Origin of the sequence: Bacillus sp. DE0042 (assembly GCF_007680225.1) — a bacterium.
GTDB classification, from domain to species: Bacteria; Bacillota; Bacilli; order Bacillales; family Bacillaceae_G; genus Bacillus_A; species Bacillus_A wiedmannii.
Genome location: NZ_VEJP01000004.1, coordinates 432,820 through 452,346 on the forward strand (window position 1 = coordinate 432,820; position 19,527 = coordinate 452,346).

Consider the following 19,527-nt stretch of genomic DNA (forward strand, 5'->3'; position numbering starts at 1 on the left):
GTATAACCCCTCTTTACACACTTATCCTACGATTCTATAAAAAGAATAGTGTATATTTCATTTTAGGCATTATATTATATTGAAATTTTATCCAATCTTCCCTGTGATTGACTACTAGTTCTAGCAAACAGACCCTTATATAGGAAAAATGCACCTATTATTACAATCATACCAATATACACAGACATCATCGTAGGAATTAAGAATGCACCGACGATAATAGTCATTCTTGCAATTAGGTCCGCCCCAATATCTGATAGACCCGCAAAGGCTGAATATGATCCTCTCTTGTCAGCCGGAATCATATTAGCTTGTTCTGCATTTCTGATTGGTGAGTAGACAAGTTCACCAACAGTAGCAATAAAGTTAAAAATAATTAGTACGTACCAAGTGTTTGAAGATGTTACTGCCACATAGCCTATCCCATAGAGCACAAGACCTAAAAGTAACGCTTTTTTCCCACTTAGATGATCTGTAATTTTATTTATAATAAATGTTAAACATACTACTAAAAGCATATTTTGTATGTTAAGAATACTTAGCATCCTCACTCCTACTATTTCAAAGTTCCCAACGCTTATTGGATTGAATGTTTCTGAAAGTCGTACACCAATATAACTGTTTAAAGAAAACTCTGCCGCAAATATGCAGGTAGACCCTATTACAACTCTTAAAAATGCTCTATCTTGAATAGCAATTTTATAATTTTGAATTAGATCAAGTACTATATTTTCCTGCCTTTTTTCTAAGCACTCTTTAACTTCTGTAACTAGCCAAATTTTATAAGCAATCGGTACTGTAGCAGAGACACAAGTCAGTAGTATAAACAACTCTTGTTGATGATTAATGTATAAAAAACCACCTAATGCTGCACCAATTGCCATAGAAAGATTCATAAGCCAATAGTCAATTGTATAGACAGCCTTTCGATTTTCCGGTGTAGTTGAGTCTATGATGATAGCTTGCATGGATGGTCGCCCAAGACTGCTAGTTATTATAAAACCTACATAAGCGATTGCAAATAACCAAATCATCTTATCTTTCGGATATAAGCTTAAAGTCATGAATAAAAACATCAAAGTACTAGAAAAAGAAGTTAACAATAAGATTGTCTTTCGCTGAAATCGATCTGAAATGTAACCTCCAATTAAATTTGAAAAAAAACTTAAAATAACCGTTAAGATTAAAAATAACCCGGCCCATACTTTATTTATTTCTTGAGCAAAAAACAATGCCATAAAAGGCATTACTGCTGATGTAACAGCACGATTAAAAAATGATGTAATTAAGCGTACTTTTATATTTTGCTCAAATTCTTTCCAATTCATCGTATCTCCTCCCCTTGTCTAATGTTATATTAAACTAGACTTATCAAATTAAAAATGGACAACTTCAGAAAAACATGTCCACTTATAAAAGGAGATAGGAAAATGGATAAAACTTTACTGAATCTATGGCAATCATTTTCTTCAGGAAATATAAAAATACAAGACCTAGCAGATTTTTTAAATTTAAGTACAAAGCAAACAGTACGTTACTTACATAAATGGATGGATGAAGGTTGGCTGACTTTCATTTCTGGAAAAGGTAGAGGAAATCACTCCTCTCTCCAATGGTTGAAAAATATAGAACAAATCTATGAGTTACAAGTAATGGAAATTATGGACCAACAGCCTGTTGAAAAAAGTAGTAAATATTTACTATATAATTGGTCTCCAAACAGTAAACTACGCTTAATGACTAAGTTTCATTCAAAATTTGGCTATATACATAATTCAGATGATAAATTAATTATTCCTAGAAGAAAGCCCTTTTTAACAACACATCCGCTCGAGGCTGCCGATGTACATAGTGCACATATTGTCGCAAATGTTTTCAATCGACTTGTTTATATGGATGAAAAGGGGAACATACTCCCTGAAATAGCTCATAGTTGGGATTTAACTCAATCTACGCTTAGACTATATTTAAAAAAGTCTATAAAATTTCATGATGGATCCATCTTAACAGCGTCTGATGTGAAAATATGTCTCTCAAAATTACGCAGTCATACATACTATAAAGATTTATGGGCACCCATAGAAAAAATAGAAGTTGTATCACCATTAATTATTGATATACATTACCCAAAGGGGTGTAGTTATTGTTTACAAATGTTATGTATGATAAATACAAGTATTTATAAAGAAAATAACGGTCAAATCATAGGAACCGGTGGTTTTTATATAGGAGAGAATAATCTGGAGAAAACATCATTGATAGCATTTCATGATTATTTTCAAGAAAGACCTTTGCTAGATACGGTAGAATTCATTCAGGTCCCTCTAGAATTTGATACTATTTATCAATCTTCCAAACACCATAAATGTAATTCTACTTTTCAAGTAGAAAGGAATTCCGGTTTTGGCGTTATAATTATGAATGCTTGGCGCGATTCTTCAATTCAGCACATAGCTGTTCGTAATTACTTACATTCTATTATCGCTAACAATATAAATCATATTCATGAATATGATTCTCAAAAAAAACCAAATATTAAAAGCTGTTTAAAAAACATAGATCATCAAGTCAATATTCCAAAAAGAAAACGTCCCGAATTTAAAGAACCACTTATTATAAAAGCTACTCAGTATACAGAAGCAACTACAAAATGGTTAATGAATATCTTAGAAAAAGAAAATATACCTTTTCAAGTTAAATGGGTTCCATTTGAAAACTATCTTAGTGATGAAAAACTTAATGAACAAGTCGACCTTTTTATTCATGGTGAAGTATTCGAGATGAATCAAGAGATATCATTTTATTATTTTTTAACAGCTAGATATTCACCATTGGCTAAAGTTTTAAAAACAAATAAATCACTAAGAAAACAACTATCTAAATACAAACATACACATTTTGAAGAGTGGTCTTTATTAAATAAGAATCTTGAAAAAGAATTGATAGAATCCTCTATTATGATTCCCTTATACTATGATACACGTCAAATTCCTTTTTCATCAGATTTAACGAATATTAAGATGAAATATTTTGGGTATGTGGATTTTTCTCAACTTTGGATAAGACCTTTAATTTAAAATTCACAAGAAACCTAATCCACTTGTAATAATTATTCCCCTAAAAAATTTCCTAATGTCAAAGGTAAATTTTTTAGGAATACAGATACATCGCTATCAGGTCAATTAACCTGGTATCTTAGAGTCATCAACTTAAACAACAAATAACACCATCTCCATTTTTTCAATATTTTGAAGGACTCACAAAACAAAATTATTATCTCTCCACAGTTAACTATGAGAAGTTAGCTCGTTTTTTCGTTTTGGGGAACCATCGGTTTCAAAGCTTGATGACGATGTAGCGAGACTTCTTAATATAACATCAATTTATCAGTAGTCGTATCTAGAAACCTAAAAAAGTCCATTTAGAAGATCTAAAGGGACTTTTCACTCATATAATCCTATCTATGGTTAAACAAATAAAATTGAATAAATTTAATTTTTCTTGTTTTATCTAATAAATTGTTTAGGCATTTCTTTAACGTGCTTATCATCATCACGCCAATCATAGGTTTCTTTCTGTGAAATATCTAAAGTTTGATCTCCAATTCTAACAATATTCTTATTTACCCATTGGATATATGGATCCGTATCTGGATAGTTCCAATATATATTTTTCTCTGAATCTGTATCAAGGTTAACTAATTCACCCCTAACAGCATCCGCACTTAATGATCCTGCATTATGAAAATAAGTCTTAATGAGATATTTTCCATCTGGAGATTTCACTGTTCGAATTAATTCACCTTTTGGAACACCTTGCAAACTAAAAAATTTCCAATATCCAAATCCAATTATAATTACTAACATAGTAAGTATAGTTATTAATACTTTTCTTTTTGTTTTTTTAATTTTACCTTTTGTATTTATAATACTCACTCATTCAACCCCAGTCCATAGAATATAAACCATATTATACCTTCAAATAAATGGTTTATATATCCAAAAATAAAAATCCTACCTTAATAGTTTTTATAAAAGGGCATATTTCACATAATTCTCGTTATCAGTAGTTAATAATGAATAGAATTTTCATTATGGGGGGTACTATAAAATTTTAGCTTGATAGCGATGGGGTAGCACCACATCGCTATCAAGCTAATAAAAAGAAATGCCCCCTAAAATGAAAAAATACGCTATTCTTTCTGTAGAATCATAGGAAAGGATGGCGTTTTTTATGTCTGTTTCTGTGTCTAACGAATTACAACTATTTGCTCAAAAGATTCAAAGTGTCCTATCTCCAAATGCCTTACGAGATCTTGCTAGGGATTTCGTTTGGTACAACGAACCAATAAATATCGATTCTAAACCTATTTGTATTTTAGATTCAAACGCATTTCATTCCTATAGGTTTCCTTCAAATAAGAATGGAATTTAATCTATTTATAGTGATTTTTAAAACATTGTAAAATAGAACATTATACATTTATATACTGTTCTATTTAGTTTAAACGTAATTTATATTATAATAAGCAGATATGCGATATAACACTATGGCATAAAGAATATGTATAAAGAGAATATGAAATGTTTATACGTTTGTATTAGCTAGGAGTGACACTTTCATATTAAATTTATCACAAAAGAAAGAGGAAAATGAGAGATGAAAATCAGTTCAAGCATAAATAACAGGCCTTACCCTTTAAATACTACAGTTTTAAATAATACAGCTCCAAGTACTACAAATTCACGTATAGTGAACAATAATCAAAAACATATTCCTGAAAATAAAACTAGGGATAATCAACTTTCTGAAAAAAATATAGAACAACATATTAATAACAAATATAATTCAATTAGCTCACAAGGTCTCTCTATATTTGAATTTCTTAAAATGTTATTGGATAAAGGTGTACCTATGTCGATAATAACAGAAATATTAGTGGGAATGTTAGAGGGGCATAGTAAGAAGAATGAAGAATCGGAGAAAGGATTAGTAAAAGAATCAGAGAAAGAATTAGTAAAAGGATTAGATAAAGGTTCAGAGAAAGAATTAGTAAAAGGATTAGATAAAGGTTCGGAGAAAGAATTAGTAAAAGGATTAGATAAAGGAGTAGGTAATATTCAAAAATAATAACAATTTTTAGGTTTGTATTTTATCAAGTATTCAAAATCCTTTTTGGAAATCGACTTTTCTTTTGGATTTTTTTCTCACTCCCCCCTTAAAGTGTAAAAGGTACAGAGTATATACAGATAGATATGGAGATCTTAATGAACTCTCTTCAACCAGGACAAACATGTGAAATATCCAACGCTTATGTAGGAATGACTGATAAAATACCAACTCGTGTGATTGTTCATCGACTTACAGAAGAACAACAAAAAAACGTCTACAAGATCACGCTGTTCGAGAGAAAAAGAAAGGAATGAAGTATTCTCCTCGTAGTAAACAACTTAGGGGTATTCTTTACGTTGGCAAATCGAGATTTTATTTAAAACGTGGAAATCATTCTTTCATATTCATCATTGTAAAAAGATAAAACGAGAACGATTGAAATGCCATTTGTATGGGCAACTGATTGCCATTCTACTCTGTTCTTCTACTATGTTTCAAATGCGTCAATTACTTCTTATGAAAAAGAAACGAGAGCTGAGTGAATATAAGGCCATATATATGATTAGAGATTATTTTTTTCTTATTTATCAAGCCATACAGAAAGACACCCAAGAATTATCAAAGATTCTAATTCGTCTGTTCAACCTCCTACAGCAAAACGGGAGAAAATCTCATCGATATGAGAAGAAAACAGTCTTTGATATATTAGGTGTCGTTTACAATTGTACCATGTCTGATAATCAAGCAGCTTAATTCAAAAAAATGAAACCCGTTAGGGTTTATTTCGTATGCAAATCTTTAAATTCCCTACACATAACCTTTAGAAAAAAGAAACAATCTCTACTATAATTGACGTTGTATGAGCTTAGCTTGATAGCGATGGGGTAGCACCACATCGCTATCAAGCTAATAGTTTTAATTACCCCCATAACGAAAATTTTATGCATCGTTAACTATTGATAATGATAGGTTATGTTAATAAAAACTGTATGAGTGATATATCATAATTATTTGTATTTCAAGTTATAAATTGTTATGATAAACTGGTTAATTTAGGGAAATAAAGGAGGGGAAATATGGATTTAATCAAAGAAGTGACTTTATTAAGATATCAATTTAGACTTATGCAAAGTATGATTCAGTCAGATGAATTCCCATTTTATAGATTTGTTATAGATCATGAATTTGAAGAAGAACAAGTAAATGCCTTAAGAAAAATTTTAATTGCATTTAATGATCGATTAAATAGAGAAGAAGTTTCGATTTTTGCCCAAAACGATCATTTATTTTCTAAATTTAAACTTCCTTTAGATATGCTATACAACACAGAAAAGCCTAATTTAGATGAGTTTAAACTATATATCACTAAGATTTTTTATCAAGAATTTGAATTAAAGTACTTATTATTAAGTTTAAAAAAACAATGTATTTTTGTGAATGTCTGTGATTATCTTTTAGAGCAATTAAAAATGAGTAATAATGTTTAATCATATAGATATATAAAGGTAGCATAAATAATTATTAAATGGCTATTTGGTACCGATACATCGCTATAAAACTAAGGTTTTACACTATCCATAAAGCAAAAAAGGCGTTATCCTTTCTGTAGAATTATAGGAAAGGATGGCGTTTTTTATGTCTGTTTCTGTGTCTGATGAATTACAACTATTTGCTCAAGAGATTCAAAGTTTTTTATCTCCAAATACCTTACGGGATCTTGCTAGAGATGTTGGTTTTGTACAACGAACTAGTAAATACCAAGCAAAAGATTTAGTCGCTTTATGTATATGGATGAGTCAAAATATCGCTACAACCTCTTTAGCTCAGTTATCTAGCTGTTTAGAAGCATCCACAGAAGTACTCATCAGTCCAGAAGGACTGAATCAACGGTTTAATACATCAGCTGTTCAGTTTTTACAACATATATTGACTAACCTTCTAAATAAAAAATTAACTTCATCTATGCCACTTTCTTCTCCATATACCTCTGTTTTCAAGTGTATTCGCATTTTAGATTCCACTGCATTTCAGCTTCCAGATATATTTTCAACCATTTATCCTGGGGCTGGAGGATGTAGCCATACTGCTGGGATGAAAATTCAACTTGAATATGACCTATTAAGTGGACAATTCCTACATATCCATACAGGTCCAGGAAAACAACATGATCGAACCTATGGTTCTCTGTGTGTTCCAACTGTAACACCAAATGATTTATGTATCCGTGATTTAGGGTATTTTCATTTAAAAGATCTTCAACATATACAAGATAAAAAGGCTTACTATATCTCTCGTATTAAATCCAATACACGTATTTATCAAAAAAATCTCACACCTGATTATTTTCAGGATGGAAGAATCAAGAAAGGTACAGAGTATATACAGATAGATATGGAGGCATTAATGAAATCTCTCCAACCAGGGCAAACCTATGAAATATCCGATGCTTATGTAGGAATGACTGATAAAGTACCAACTCGTGTGATTGTTCATCGACTTACAGATGAACAACAACAAAAACGATTGCAAGATCAAGCTGTAAGAGAGAAAAAGAAAGGAATAAAGTATTCCCCTCGTAGTAAACGTCTCAGTGGTATCAATGTATATATGACAAATACCTCTACAGATACTGTCCCGTTGGGACAAGTACATGATTGGTACTCTTTACGTTGGCAAATCGAGATTTTATTTAAAACATGGAAATCATTCTTTCATATTCACCATTGTAAAAAGATAAAACGAGAAAGATTAGAATGCCATTTGTATGGGCAACTGATCGCCATTCTCCTCTGTTCTTCTACTATGTTTCAAATGCGTCAATTACTTCTTATGAAAAAGAAACGAGAGCTGAGTGAATATAAGGCCATATATATGATTAGAGATTATTTTTTTCTTATTTATCAAGCCATACAGAAAGACACCCAAGAATTATCAAAGATTCTCATTCGCCTGTTCAACCTCCTACAGCAAAATGGGCGGAAATCTCACAGATATGAGAAGAAAACAGTCTTTGATATATTAGGTGTCGTTTACAATTATACCATTTCTGAAGATCAAGCGGCCTAATTCAAAAAATGAAACCCGATAGGGTTTATTTCGCATGCAAACCTTTAAATTCTCTAAGCCTGGCTTTTAGAAAAAAGAAATAATCTCTACTATACTTGACATTGTATAATCTTAGCTTGATAGCGATGGGGTAGCACCACATGCCCATCAACTTAACATAACCCCACTTATCAGTAGTACTATCTAGGAACGTCTGAGATTGGTTTTATCAATCAGATATAGTATGTAAAATTGTAAAGCAGACACTCAAATGAGCGCCTGCTTTTTTCACTATCCGAATCCGCCGCCAAAGCCACCACAAGAACCGCCAAAACTCATATTTTTTCCTCCTTCAATTAGGAGATAGAACAATGGGTACGTTATTATTTTAATGGATTCACATTATTTTATTTTTTTATGAACAGAATGAGCAGATCCGTTTAGAAATAAAGAAAAGACACTCTCAAGAGTGTCTCTCTTTAGCAGGCAAATCCACCGCCACAACAGCTAGCTCCAACTATAATTAATAAAATAAAGAGCACAACCAATAAGGCGAAGCCACCACCAAAACCTTAGGTTGATGGATGTGGGGTACCGCCCCATGCTCATCGAGCTCCTATAGAGTATCGAGTCCCCGATGGTCTGCTTAGTCTTTCTACTTGATAGTGGGAAGCTCATACAGAGCTTAGTTCTCACAATTTTTTAAAAAAGTGTGTCTAGCTTTTTAGCTTCACCACATTTTTTGTATTCCCACTCATATCTTTTTTTACTAGTTCTGTATATAATGAGTTATTTTTCAATAATTCTTGATGTTTTCCTTTTTCTACGAGTATTCCATCCTTCAACACACATATATAATCAGAATTTTCGATTGTTGATAATCTATGTGCAACAATGATAGTAGTTTTATTTTTCCGGATATTATCAATATTATTCATTATTTTTTCTTCAGTAGCAATATCTAATGCTGAAGTCGCTTCATCCAGGATTAATATATTAGGATTCTTTAGCAATGCTCTAGCCATTGCTAAACGTTGTCTTTGGCCTCCTGAAAGTGTTAGGCCTCTTTCTCCTATAATCGTTTCATAACCATTTGGTAATTGACTTATATAATCATCCAAACAAACAATTTTAATAACTTCTTCAAGTTTATCACGTGAAACAGTAGCTCCTAGAGTGATATTATTTCGTATAGAATTTGAGAATAAATATGGTTCTTGGAAAACTACTCCTATATTTTTAAACCATGATTCATTTTTCATCTTCATTATTGATAGATTATTAGCTTTTATATCTCCAAAATTTAAGAAATCAAACTTTAACAATAAATTAACGACAGTTGATTTACCAGAACCACTTAATCCGACAAATGCAATTTTTTCCCCAGGGGATATTTCCAGTGATAAATTATGCAATGAATAGCTATTGTTATTAGTATAATTATAAGATATGTCTTCTAAACTTATTTTGATTTCGTCGCTATGTAATAACATGTCATTTCGAATAGTCTCTTGGTTGTTATTTCTATTATATTCTTGTTTAAGACTATCGATAGATGCAACACCTCTAGTTGTTGTAAAAATCAAATCATACATACTTTTCATTGCGTCTGCTAGTTGTAAAGATAATTGAAAAACTACAATTAATGACCCAATAGACATTGAGCCTTCGTATACTTTGAAAGCTCCTACTATAAGTACTATTAAGCTGGTAAGCCATTTAAGAGATTCATTTGCAACTAATTGTTTACTTCGAATCTTTTCTTCTTTAAAAGCATGAACGTAGTAACGTTCAAATAAATTTTTTAAAACTTCTTGTTCCCATTTCATTCGATTAAAACTAAGTACTTCTCTAGTAGATGATATACATTCTTCTAAGCGAACTAATATTTTCGATTCTTTTTTATTTATTATTCTAGATATTTTTCTTAGTTTTCCTGTTAGGTATTTAGCTAGTAATATATAAAGAATGTTAAATAAAATAATAAATATTAATACATATATATTAGTGAAACCAATTATTAAAGCTAAAAGTGCTATACTAAGTAATTGTTGTAACAATCGTGGGATATCCCACGATAATAAACGTGCTGTCTTTCCTATGTCAACAGTGAAATGATGTACATATTCCCCTACACGCCTTCTTTGGAAATGTACTGTTTGCATTTTATAAAGGTGCTTCATAAAATCTTTAGATAAAGATAATAAAAAATGAGACATATTTTTCACTAAAAAATATGAACTTATTGTAAACAGCAAAGAATAGCTTAAGTAAGATAGGACAATTAAAGAAAGAATATAAGGAAATTGATCATATTCTTTCTTTATAAATACATTATCTATTAATTTTTGTTGTAAAACAGTAGAAGAAATATAAGCAATGGATTCTAAAAATAATAATATAATAGAAAATGCATATAGATACTTCTTATTAACAACTCTCTTTAAAACCCAAACTAGACTATTCATTTATACCCCCAGACACTCATTGTCGCTATTGATTAATTTTGAAAAAGATCCTTGATTATGTACTAGTTCTTCATAAGTACCAGATTCCACGATTTGTCCGTTATCTACAACAATAATACGATTGAAATTCTTTATAGAAGATATTCGATGAGCAATAGCAATTATAGTTTTCTCTGTAGACAAATTGTTTAGTGAAGAATATATTTTTTCTTCACTAGTATTGTCTAGTGAAGAGGTTGCCTCATCTAATAGAATTAAGCTTGGGTTTTTCAAAAATATTCTTGCTAATGCAATCCTTTGTTTCTGCCCCCCGGATAGTTTAACTCCTCTTTCGCCTAGTAACGTTTTATAGCCTAAGGTTAGCTTATTTATAAACTCATGAGCATTAGCTAATTTTGCTGCTTCTATCACTTGTTTATCAGAAGCTTTCGGATTTGCAAACTTAATATTATCTAAGATGGATGATCCAAACAAATAAGTTTCTTGAGGCACGTATCCTATAGAATTTCTTAGATTCAAAAATGAAATTTGATCAATAGGTTTACCATTCCAATATAAATCTCCGCTTTCTGAATCATAGGCTCTCATAAGTAACTTGAAAATAGTTGTTTTACCAATTCCGCTTTTACCTACAATTGCAACTCGTTCCCCTTTTTTTATTGTCAAATTAAAGTCATTTAATATAGGCTGATTTGAATTATAACTAAAACTTACATTTTTAAATTCTATTTTGTTAAAAATTGTAGAATCATTAGATTCAGTGATGAAATTTTGTACTTTAGGTTTTTCGCTTAAAAACTTATATAGATTTATTGCCTGATACATTAAAACTTTCTGTTCAGTAATAGATGTTATTACCGCAGTAATTCTATGAATTGCGATAAAGTAGTATAGAAAAAATGCTACAAATATACCTAGGGAAATATCATTATTTTTAATTAAAAAATACCCGAATATAATTAAAACAATAGCTCCTAAATAGTAAGACATTCTTCGAATTGTACCTCTTAAATAAGAGAAAAAATACATATGTATCAGATGTTTGTTAAAATCGTTATGTTTGGTCAAGAAGTTTTCTAAGTCCCATTTTTGTGCATTGTTGATTTTTAGTTCTCTAATAGCTGATATACTCTCATATGCTTTTTGATTTAAAGAAATCCTGGCATTAGACATATTTTTCCCACTAACGGATGCCTTTCTTTCAATATAAGGTCCGAATAAATAATATATCAATAAAGTTGGAATAATAATTAATGTTAATTTAACGCTAGTTATTAACATGAAAACCAAGGAAACAACAGCGAATAATAGTTGTTGAAAAAACATAGGAAGTAACGAGCTATATAATTTTTGGACATTTTTAACTTCAGTACTTAAAATAGACAGCAGTCTTCCGGAAGGGTTATTTTCATAATAGTGTATATCTAATTTTCTTAAGTGTTGTAAAATATGTAATTGTAAGTCTCGGGAACAATATTCTCGTAGTTTACGTTGTTTAACATTTTGAATTGGAATAATTATAAAATTTATAATTAAAACGATGGACATAATCCCTATTAAAATAGTATAAAACTCTGTCAAATTCTTGTTTACTAACGAGTTATCTATTAAAATTTGAATTACTTTAGGTATTAAAAGGCTACTAATGGATATTAATAAACCACAAAAGATAAGAATTATAAAATTAACTTTGTATGGTTTTATAAATGAAACTAACCAACGATAAATTTCAAACATGTCTGATCGTCTAGGACTTATTTTTTCTTCAATTTTCATACCATACTCCTGTCTAATAACTATTATGAGATTAAATATTACGTCAAATTCAAGGGTGTTAATATAATAATACTTTTATTAATCAACGATGGATGATAAATACTATAAACCTTTTTTCAATAAATATAGGCAATATCAGTTATCTATTTTCTATTAATTATTGTTATTTAACTCTTTTTAGAGAACTGATTTAAACACCCACCAGCTTAAAGCAGGTGGGTTTAAACAATAATCATGCGGATTGTGTTCTCTGTTTATGTCAAAAGTATATATGGGGATCTGAGAGATATTATTAAGTACTTGGTATATTCTCCTTTGATTTTCTCTGAAACAAATCCTAAATACATCATGATCTATTTTAATCAAGTTATTTCAACATCAAATTATCATTGTAAAATAACAAAATAGATTCCTTGATAGTGAGTGTAAAGATGTAATATATATTTTTTTCGTCAATTACAGATGTTTAACTATATACATAGATAGAACCACAAAGTTAATTTACCAATTATTTCATATTGATAATAAATATTAAAAGAAAAGGGATATTTTTCAATGAAGTTTCTAACTTATCCAAAATATTTTTTATGGTCTTACTGAGCAGTATGTACAATATGATAAAATGATTTAATTACATTGTTTGTTTTCTTTTGTTGATAATATCACTAATAATAGGGGTACCGCCCCATCGCCATCATCTTAAGAAATTGATTGTCCCCCAAAACGAAAAAAATGAGTCGAATTCTCATAAATAACTGTAAAAAAGTAAATTTCTCGTAATGGAGATGTTTCAAAATATTAGCTTGATGGGCATGGGATAGTACCAGCGAAGCTGTCACCACTCGCAATAAACTTATTAATGTAACAAAAATGGTCATTTTTTTTACGGTACCAGTTCTAACAATGATTTGCTACGTTGTTCCATTTTCCAATGTGTTTTGATTTCCCAACTATATTCTCTTCAATATGATGAATGAAACAAATGTCAAGTATCCCTAAAATATAATGGAATTTTCGCCTATATACATTCTAAGTGATTCGTATCGTTGATAAAATGAATTACTTTTTCTTTATCCGTAAGTTCAATCATACTAATCCCTGTATCCCCTATTTTAAAATAGTAATCCATGTTAATTGGCATTTGGAAAAAAGCGCGTAATATACTAGTAATTACCCCGCCATGAGCTACAATCGCAATCCGTTCATACTTATTTTCTGTCACAATTTTAGAAAATATCGTTTCAATTCTCATTCGAAACTCAATGAATGATTCCCCATTTTCAAAACGATCATGAAGAAATTTTGGCTCCGGATACTTTTTCGCGTCTTCAAAAGACATGCCAGCCTGTATACCATTATTAAATTCCATTAATTCTTCTTCAAATTTCACTGGACAACCAATGGCTTTCGCTAATGTTTCAGCAGTTTCTCGCGCCCTCTTTAATGTACTTGCCCATATAAAATCTGGTGGAAAGTCATTTTTCACTTTATATACTAAACCTTCCACTTGTCTTCTACCCATTCCCGTTAATTCAAAATCTGCTCTTCCTTCATGCACGTTTAAAATATCCGCTTCCGATTCCCCGTGCCTAATTAATAGTATTTGCATACCGTTTCCCCCCTTACATCTTTTAAACCAGATGGATATATTATCATATTTTACCTATTTATTCAAATAAATAAAAAATCCTTACTTTTAATAACATATTCTTTTACTTTAGAAATCTATTTTCTCTTCATACTACCAGTACTCTTTCTTTAACAAAAACAATACAAATTTGGGATTTGATTCATTATCACACTTACGTAATGGGGTATACCACATCACTATCAAGCTAACAAAACAAAATACCCCCTAAAATGAAAAAATACGCTATGCTTTCTGTAGAATCATAGGAAAGGATGGCGTTTTTTATGTCTGTTTCTGTGTCTGACGAATTACAACTATTTGCTCAAGAGATTCAAAGCTTTTTATCTCCAAATACCTTACGGGATCTTGCTAGAGATGTTGGTTTTGTACAACGAACCAGTAAGTATCAAGCAAAAGATTTAGTAGCTTTATGTGTATGGGTGAGCAAAAATGTAGCTATGACTTCTTTAACTCAGTTATCTAGCTGTTTAGAAGCATCAACAGAAGTACTCATCAGTCCTGAGGGACTGAATCAACGGTTTAATAAGGCGGCCGTCCAACTTTTACAACACCTACTAGCCGAACTACTAAACAAAAAATTGGCCGCATCTATGCCGATTTCTTCTCCATACACTTCTGTTTTCAAGCGTATTCGTATTTTAGATTCAACCGCATTTCAACTCCCGGATGTATTTTCATCGGTTTATCCAGGTGCAGGTGGATGCAGCCATACAGCTGGCATAAAAATTCAACTTGAGTATGATTTGTTAAGTGGACAGTTCCTACATATTCATACAGGTCCAGGTAAACAACATGATCGCACTTACGGCTCTCTGTGTGCCCAAACTGTGACAGCGAATGATTTATGTATCCGAGATTTAGGCTATTTTCATTTAAAAGATCTTCAATATATACAAGATAAAGAGGCCTACTATATCTCTCGTATCAAGTCGAATACACGTATTTATCAAAAAAATCCTAACCCTGATTATTTTCAAGATGGAAGAATTAAGAAAGGTACGGAGTATATACAGATAGATATGGAGACGTTAATGAACTCCCTTCAACCAGGACAAACATGTGAAATAGCTGATGCTTATGTAGGAATGATTGATAAAGTGCCAGCTCGTGTAATTGTTCATCGATCAACAAAACAACAGCAACAAAAACGATTACAAGATCAAGCTGTAAGAGAAAAAAAGAAAGGAATGAAGTATTCTTCTCGTAGTAAACGACTCAGTGGTATCAATGTATATATGACAAATACCTCTACAGATATTGTCCCGATGGGACAGGTACATGACTGGTATTCTTTGCGTTGGCAAATCGAAATTTTATTTAAAACGTGGAAGTCATTCTTTCAAATCCATCATTGTAAAAAGATAAAGCCAGAACGATTGGAGTGCCATTTATATAGTCAATTGATTGCCATCCTACTCTGTTCTTCTATCATGTTTCAAATGCGCCAATTGCTCCTCATGAAGAAAAAACGAGAGCTTAGTGAGTATAAAGCCATATATATGATTAGAGACTATTTTCTTCTTCTATTCCAAACTATACAAAAAAACACCCAAGAGCTATCAAAGGTGTTACTTCGCCTGTTCAATCTCCTACAGCAAAACGGGCGGAAATCTCATCGATATGAGAAAAAAACGGTCTTTGATATATTAGGTGTCGTTTACAATTGTACCATGTCTGATAATCAAGCCGCTTAATTCAAAAAAGTGAAACCCATTAGGGTTTATTTCGTATGTAAATATTTCAATCATCTACACTTTCCCTTTAGAAAAAGAAACAATCTCGCCTAAAATTAACTTTGCATAAGCTTAGCTTGATAGCGATGTGGAAACATCCCTTTTTTATCGAAAAAAAAGACCTGCATTTATGCAGGTCAAATATAAATTAGGGACTTTACTTAGATAAAATTACTGACAAGATTTCATACTACTTATACTTGTGGAGACGGGAATCTTGCAGCTTCAAAATGCGTACTATTTTCTACATTTGAAATAACTCCAGCTACGCTACTTTGTGCAAAAACCTCAACTATATCCCCTGCATTCAATTGAATTATCGATGAAACAGCTACAACATTAGCAAAGTTTATTGGGCCAAAAAAATCATTATCTATTGCAATTGCCGGATTTCCATTAACTCGAATTTCAACCCGCGCTCTATAGTTTACGTTTAGATTATTGGGAATGAACGCAATTGTTCCAATAACAGAGTAAACACCTCTTGTCTTTGGTATAAAAATGGATGTTGCAGGGTTATATTCATTTGCTAAATCAAATTGTTCATTTTGGAATAAAACTTTAACAAATGTATTTGCTGGCAAGTTCAGATTAACTGTACTCACAGCTCTAAAAGCAGATGCTCTTACAAGATTATATCCGTTATCATCAGAACAACAATTCACTTTTACATTAAACCAAGGCTTTTCCTCATGTTTTTTATCACATTTGTCATAACTCTTACTGCTTTTATGACAATCATGATATTTCTTTTTGGAATCCTTACAATAATCATCGTAGTAATAAGACATACTAGATTCCTCCTTTAAATTTATTACTACATACTATGTAAGATAGATTAGATAAGTTTGGACAAGCTGTTACTATTTTTAATAGAATTACAAATCTCAGCATAATGGCAGAACACAACTAAAGTAAGCAACTTGAAAGCGATGCTCAGGAGTATAATAACAGTCTTTCTGACATTTTCATTATCTGTATTTTTAGCCATTATTTTGTTTGTGGGATGTGGATTAAGTTAAAAAGAAAACCTTTAGGTACCCCTGAATAAAACTCAATATTCCGTCAATAATATAGACAACCCATTTCGAACCATATTCCATGATTGGAGCAGTTAGCTTTTACTAACTGCTCTTTTTTTGTAAAAAACGAACACAATTAACTGCACGCACATATAATATTCAGTGTTCCTTTCTTTATAAAATAGTCTTTACAAAATGAATCTCGTCACGAGAGCACTTTATTAAGTGCTCTTTTTTGTTTTTAAACTAACACAAAATGAAATTTTTACCACATAGCTAATTGTTAAATATTTTACGCTTATACATTATAATGGAATAGTTATTGTATATTGGCATTAAGAGGAGCGTCCCGATTAAGCGCTTCTCTTTTTTTATACAGTAGGGTTTTGGTTAACATTCACTTATCGCCCGTCAAATATCTACAGATTTGAAACTTTATAGAAAAAACCTTTACTTCCAATTTGATTATATTAATATATTAAATAAAGGGTGTGATAAATTAATGGAACAACTTGAATTTAGTGCTTTAGAACAACCACTATTTTTGTTAGCACTTCAATTAATTGCATTTGTATTGATCATTTGTATCGTATACGGAATCTTATACAACACCATATTAAAATTAAATATGCCTAAATGGACTGCCCATGCGGTAGCTACGGTATTTTCCCTCGGTAGTGCCTATCAATCTTTTATGAATTTCATTTAAAAACATTTTTCTTTATTTCTCCCTTTTGTAGAGCAATCTATCCTTTACCGTGCAAAAACGTCAGGCAACTTAATTGGTTGCCTGACGTTTTTGCCGTTATTTATTTTCAAATAACTATTTTGTTAAGTTTTGCTCCATCCATTTTTTATACGTCTTTCCGCTAAGCATATTTGTCCAGAAAATCCTATATTATTGAACAGAATTATCGACTCTCAACTTACAATTTTTCACTTTCAATAATGTAACCATCTATAATAGAACTATACTTTTTCAAGGGAGGAATCTAATGTATATATCAAATAGGATTGGCTTATTAAGCTGGATTGCAACTTGCCTATACTTTTTAATTGAACCTTTCTTTATTTTCACTTCTACAGCACCTTATAACTATTTGCATCATGCAATGAATCAATGAATGATCTAGGTGTAACAACCTGCGGAGAATTCACCTACGAAATAGCGCCTTATGAAATATGCTCCCCTAATCACTTTTGGATGAATTTACTCTTTATTCTTAATGGAATAACATTTTGTATTGGAGTACTTTATATTTCACAACATCTAGAAAAAACAAAAATTAATAAAATAGCAACATTTTTTATACTTATAATAGGAGTCTCTACTATAGTTTCAGGATTAATTCCTGCAGATATAAACCTAATTGGACATTCTATTCCAATTTGGATAGGTATGCTTACTGTATTTCCAGGATTATTTATTTTTGCTAAGAATCTTAAAAAAGCTGGAAAATGGACATATTTCTGTTTACTAAGCTTAATAGTAATAACAATCCTTATCTCACTTGTTTTTCTTTTCCCCTTACCTGCAGGTCTACTACAAAGACTTTTTTACTTGGTTCTTTTTGTTTGGGGAGCTGTATCAACCTACAAATTAATAAAATAAGGTTTTTATACAAAAATGCACATTTATCAGGAACATACGTAAAATAATCATGATCAACTCAAGAGGTAGTCATTGAGCACCTTTTATGGTGCTTTTTATTTGCAACTAAATAAGGATTTTATTTAAATTTCATAAAACTTCTCTTTACACAAATAAGTTCAAAATTATCTATTTAGCATATATAATACTTTTAAGCAGTTTAAATTCTATACATAGGTAATGGAGGCATTAAAATGGGGAGTATCCCAAATTCACTACCACAACAATCAATCTCAAAAATACAAATTAATCCTAACAAGAATCCACAAACGAATAAAAAGCTAAGACGTCGCCTTTTATTAGCACTTGCTTTTATGCTACCTATGGTTATTTCCATTCAAATCTCCATTTATAAGCAAGAACAAATGATTCAAGAAAAACAAATTACACTAAATAAAGAAAAGAAAAGATTGTCTGAATTAGAAATCATAGGACGTTATTATGAAAACGATATTAAAACTTTAACAGAGAGCGAAGAAGGCATTTTAAAGTTCGCAAGGAAATTGTATGGATTCTCTAGACCTGATGAAACTATATTTCAAATAACTGAATAGCTTTTCAAGACATAAGCGATTGTCATTAATCATGAAGTGATTTAATGATAAAAAATACATACAATAAGTACCCTATACATCATATTAGATTAAAACTTATTAAAACAAAAAGGGATGTCCTAGTAACATATCTAGGGGGTTCTGGTGCAAAAAATTCAAAATATCTGGAAGTAATCTCCCAAACTTGGACATACTGATACTAGTACTCTAAAAAAGGACGTGATCAGTATGAAAAAGCAAAATCTATTCAAGTGGAAGCATTATCAACCTGATATTATTTTATTAACTGTAAGATGGTACCTACGGTACAATCTCAGTTTTCGTGATTTAGTCGAAATGTTGGAAGAACGCGGGCTATTTATTGCTCATACAACCATCATGCGCTGGGCTCATCAATATGGCCCTGAATTAGATGAGCGATTAAGGTGTCATCTTAATCCAACCAATGATTCTTGGCGAGTCGATGAGACGTATGTGAAAGTCAAAGGTCAATGGATGTACCTATATCGTTCCGT

Annotated in this window: 15 protein-coding genes and 3 pseudogenes; 11 read left to right on the top strand and 7 right to left on the bottom strand. The window is 31.1% G+C overall.

Annotated elements, in window-relative coordinates:
- Positions 1 to 74 precede the first annotated feature (74 nt).
- Positions 75 to 1,328, bottom strand: coding sequence for an MDR family MFS transporter (locus FS802_RS18555; RefSeq protein ID WP_098655109.1), 1,254 nt, complete (start codon positions 1,326 to 1,328; stop codon positions 75 to 77).
- A 102-nt stretch (positions 1,329 to 1,430) separates the two neighbouring features.
- Between FS802_RS18555 and FS802_RS18560 the strand changes: the two genes are divergently transcribed.
- Positions 1,431 to 3,077: an ABC transporter substrate-binding protein gene (locus FS802_RS18560; protein ID WP_098708272.1), complete on the top strand. Its 1,647-nt coding sequence runs from the start codon at positions 1,431 to 1,433 to the stop codon at positions 3,075 to 3,077.
- A 429-nt stretch (positions 3,078 to 3,506) separates the two neighbouring features.
- Here FS802_RS18560 and FS802_RS18565 read toward each other — a convergent pair whose 3' ends face one another.
- A complete protein-coding gene (locus FS802_RS18565; protein WP_000022547.1) occupies positions 3,507 to 3,935 on the bottom strand; it encodes a DUF5412 domain-containing protein in 429 nt (142 codons plus the stop codon).
- A 298-nt stretch (positions 3,936 to 4,233) separates the two neighbouring features.
- Here FS802_RS18565 and FS802_RS18570 point away from each other — a divergent pair, with 298 nt between their 5' ends.
- From FS802_RS18570 to FS802_RS18595, 5 genes and pseudogenes are all read left to right on the top strand, one after another.
- Entirely contained in the window at positions 4,234 to 4,434 is a 201-nt protein-coding gene (locus tag FS802_RS18570; RefSeq protein WP_098655107.1) for a hypothetical protein, read from the top strand.
- 225 nt (positions 4,435 to 4,659) lie between these two features.
- The gene (locus FS802_RS31200; protein ID WP_176547025.1) at positions 4,660 to 5,130 is read left to right on the top strand and encodes a hypothetical protein; all 471 of its coding nucleotides are present in this window, start codon (positions 4,660 to 4,662) and stop codon (positions 5,128 to 5,130) included.
- A gap of 98 nt (positions 5,131 to 5,228) precedes the next feature.
- Positions 5,229 to 5,865: pseudogene (locus FS802_RS18580) on the top strand (transposase); the annotation flags it as partial.
- A gap of 323 nt (positions 5,866 to 6,188) precedes the next feature.
- Positions 6,189 to 6,599: a DUF1878 family protein gene (locus FS802_RS18590; RefSeq protein WP_044798450.1), complete on the top strand. Its 411-nt coding sequence runs from the start codon at positions 6,189 to 6,191 to the stop codon at positions 6,597 to 6,599.
- 148 nt (positions 6,600 to 6,747) lie between these two features.
- Positions 6,748 to 8,178: an IS4 family transposase gene (locus tag FS802_RS18595; RefSeq protein ID WP_144525349.1), complete on the top strand. Its 1,431-nt coding sequence runs from the start codon at positions 6,748 to 6,750 to the stop codon at positions 8,176 to 8,178.
- Between the two features lie 458 nt (positions 8,179 to 8,636).
- Here FS802_RS18595 and FS802_RS18600 read toward each other — a convergent pair.
- The 4 genes and pseudogenes from FS802_RS18600 to FS802_RS18620 form a co-directional block, all read right to left on the bottom strand.
- Positions 8,637 to 8,729: pseudogene (locus FS802_RS18600) on the bottom strand (YjcZ family sporulation protein); the annotation flags it as partial.
- Positions 8,730 to 8,873: 144 nt separating this feature from the next.
- Positions 8,874 to 10,625: an ABC transporter ATP-binding protein gene (locus FS802_RS18605; protein ID WP_098708085.1), complete on the bottom strand. Its 1,752-nt coding sequence runs from the start codon at positions 10,623 to 10,625 to the stop codon at positions 8,874 to 8,876.
- A complete protein-coding gene (locus FS802_RS18610) occupies positions 10,626 to 12,401 on the bottom strand; it encodes an ABC transporter ATP-binding protein (protein WP_255291357.1) in 1,776 nt (591 codons plus the stop codon).
- A gap of 1,018 nt (positions 12,402 to 13,419) precedes the next feature.
- Entirely contained in the window at positions 13,420 to 14,010 is a 591-nt protein-coding gene (locus FS802_RS18620) for a histidine phosphatase family protein (RefSeq protein ID WP_098708083.1), read from the bottom strand.
- A gap of 305 nt (positions 14,011 to 14,315) precedes the next feature.
- On the opposite strand from FS802_RS18620, the gene FS802_RS18625 reads away from it, so the two are divergent.
- Complete coding sequence (locus tag FS802_RS18625) at positions 14,316 to 15,746, top strand: IS4 family transposase (protein WP_144525351.1); 1,431 nt, start codon at positions 14,316 to 14,318, stop codon at positions 15,744 to 15,746.
- A 233-nt stretch (positions 15,747 to 15,979) separates the two neighbouring features.
- Here FS802_RS18625 and FS802_RS18630 read toward each other — a convergent pair whose 3' ends face one another.
- Positions 15,980 to 16,576: a complement C1q domain-containing protein gene (locus FS802_RS18630; RefSeq protein ID WP_144525353.1), complete on the bottom strand. Its 597-nt coding sequence runs from the start codon at positions 16,574 to 16,576 to the stop codon at positions 15,980 to 15,982.
- A 733-nt stretch (positions 16,577 to 17,309) separates the two neighbouring features.
- On the opposite strand from FS802_RS18630, the gene FS802_RS18635 reads away from it, so the two are divergent.
- The 4 genes and pseudogenes from FS802_RS18635 to FS802_RS18650 all read left to right on the top strand — a co-directional run.
- Entirely contained in the window at positions 17,310 to 17,516 is a 207-nt protein-coding gene (locus FS802_RS18635; protein ID WP_098655207.1) for a hypothetical protein, read from the top strand.
- Between the two features lie 286 nt (positions 17,517 to 17,802).
- Positions 17,803 to 18,419, top strand: a pseudogene (locus FS802_RS18640) (DUF998 domain-containing protein).
- Between the two features lie 233 nt (positions 18,420 to 18,652).
- The gene (locus FS802_RS18645) at positions 18,653 to 19,012 is read left to right on the top strand and encodes an FtsB family cell division protein (protein WP_098102022.1); all 360 of its coding nucleotides are present in this window, start codon (positions 18,653 to 18,655) and stop codon (positions 19,010 to 19,012) included.
- A 228-nt stretch (positions 19,013 to 19,240) separates the two neighbouring features.
- A partial coding sequence (locus tag FS802_RS18650) for an IS6 family transposase (protein WP_144525355.1) occupies positions 19,241 to 19,527 on the top strand: 287 nt, incomplete at its 3' end.

What these genes read in the sequence shown, in the direction of transcription:
- FS802_RS18555 (WP_098655109.1), bottom strand. Translation starts at nt 1,328, where the DNA reads ATGAATTGGAAAGAATTTGAGCAAAATATAAAAGTACGCTTAATTACA.
- FS802_RS18560 (WP_098708272.1), top strand. Translation starts at nt 1,431, where the DNA reads ATGGATAAAACTTTACTGAATCTATGGCAATCATTTTCTTCAGGAAAT.
- FS802_RS18570 (WP_098655107.1), top strand. Translation starts at nt 4,234, where the DNA reads ATGTCTGTTTCTGTGTCTAACGAATTACAACTATTTGCTCAAAAGATT.
- FS802_RS31200 (WP_176547025.1), top strand. Translation starts at nt 4,660, where the DNA reads ATGAAAATCAGTTCAAGCATAAATAACAGGCCTTACCCTTTAAATACT.
- FS802_RS18590 (WP_044798450.1), top strand. Translation starts at nt 6,189, where the DNA reads ATGGATTTAATCAAAGAAGTGACTTTATTAAGATATCAATTTAGACTT.
- FS802_RS18595 (WP_144525349.1), top strand. Translation starts at nt 6,748, where the DNA reads ATGTCTGTTTCTGTGTCTGATGAATTACAACTATTTGCTCAAGAGATT.
- FS802_RS18605 (WP_098708085.1), bottom strand. Translation starts at nt 10,625, where the DNA reads ATGAATAGTCTAGTTTGGGTTTTAAAGAGAGTTGTTAATAAGAAGTAT.
- FS802_RS18610 (WP_255291357.1), bottom strand. Translation starts at nt 12,401, where the DNA reads ATGAAAATTGAAGAAAAAATAAGTCCTAGACGATCAGACATGTTTGAA.
- FS802_RS18620 (WP_098708083.1), bottom strand. Translation starts at nt 14,010, where the DNA reads ATGCAAATACTATTAATTAGGCACGGGGAATCGGAAGCGGATATTTTA.
- FS802_RS18625 (WP_144525351.1), top strand. Translation starts at nt 14,316, where the DNA reads ATGTCTGTTTCTGTGTCTGACGAATTACAACTATTTGCTCAAGAGATT.
- FS802_RS18630 (WP_144525353.1), bottom strand. Translation starts at nt 16,576, where the DNA reads ATGTCTTATTACTACGATGATTATTGTAAGGATTCCAAAAAGAAATAT.
- FS802_RS18635 (WP_098655207.1), top strand. Translation starts at nt 17,310, where the DNA reads ATGGAACAACTTGAATTTAGTGCTTTAGAACAACCACTATTTTTGTTA.
- FS802_RS18645 (WP_098102022.1), top strand. Translation starts at nt 18,653, where the DNA reads ATGGGGAGTATCCCAAATTCACTACCACAACAATCAATCTCAAAAATA.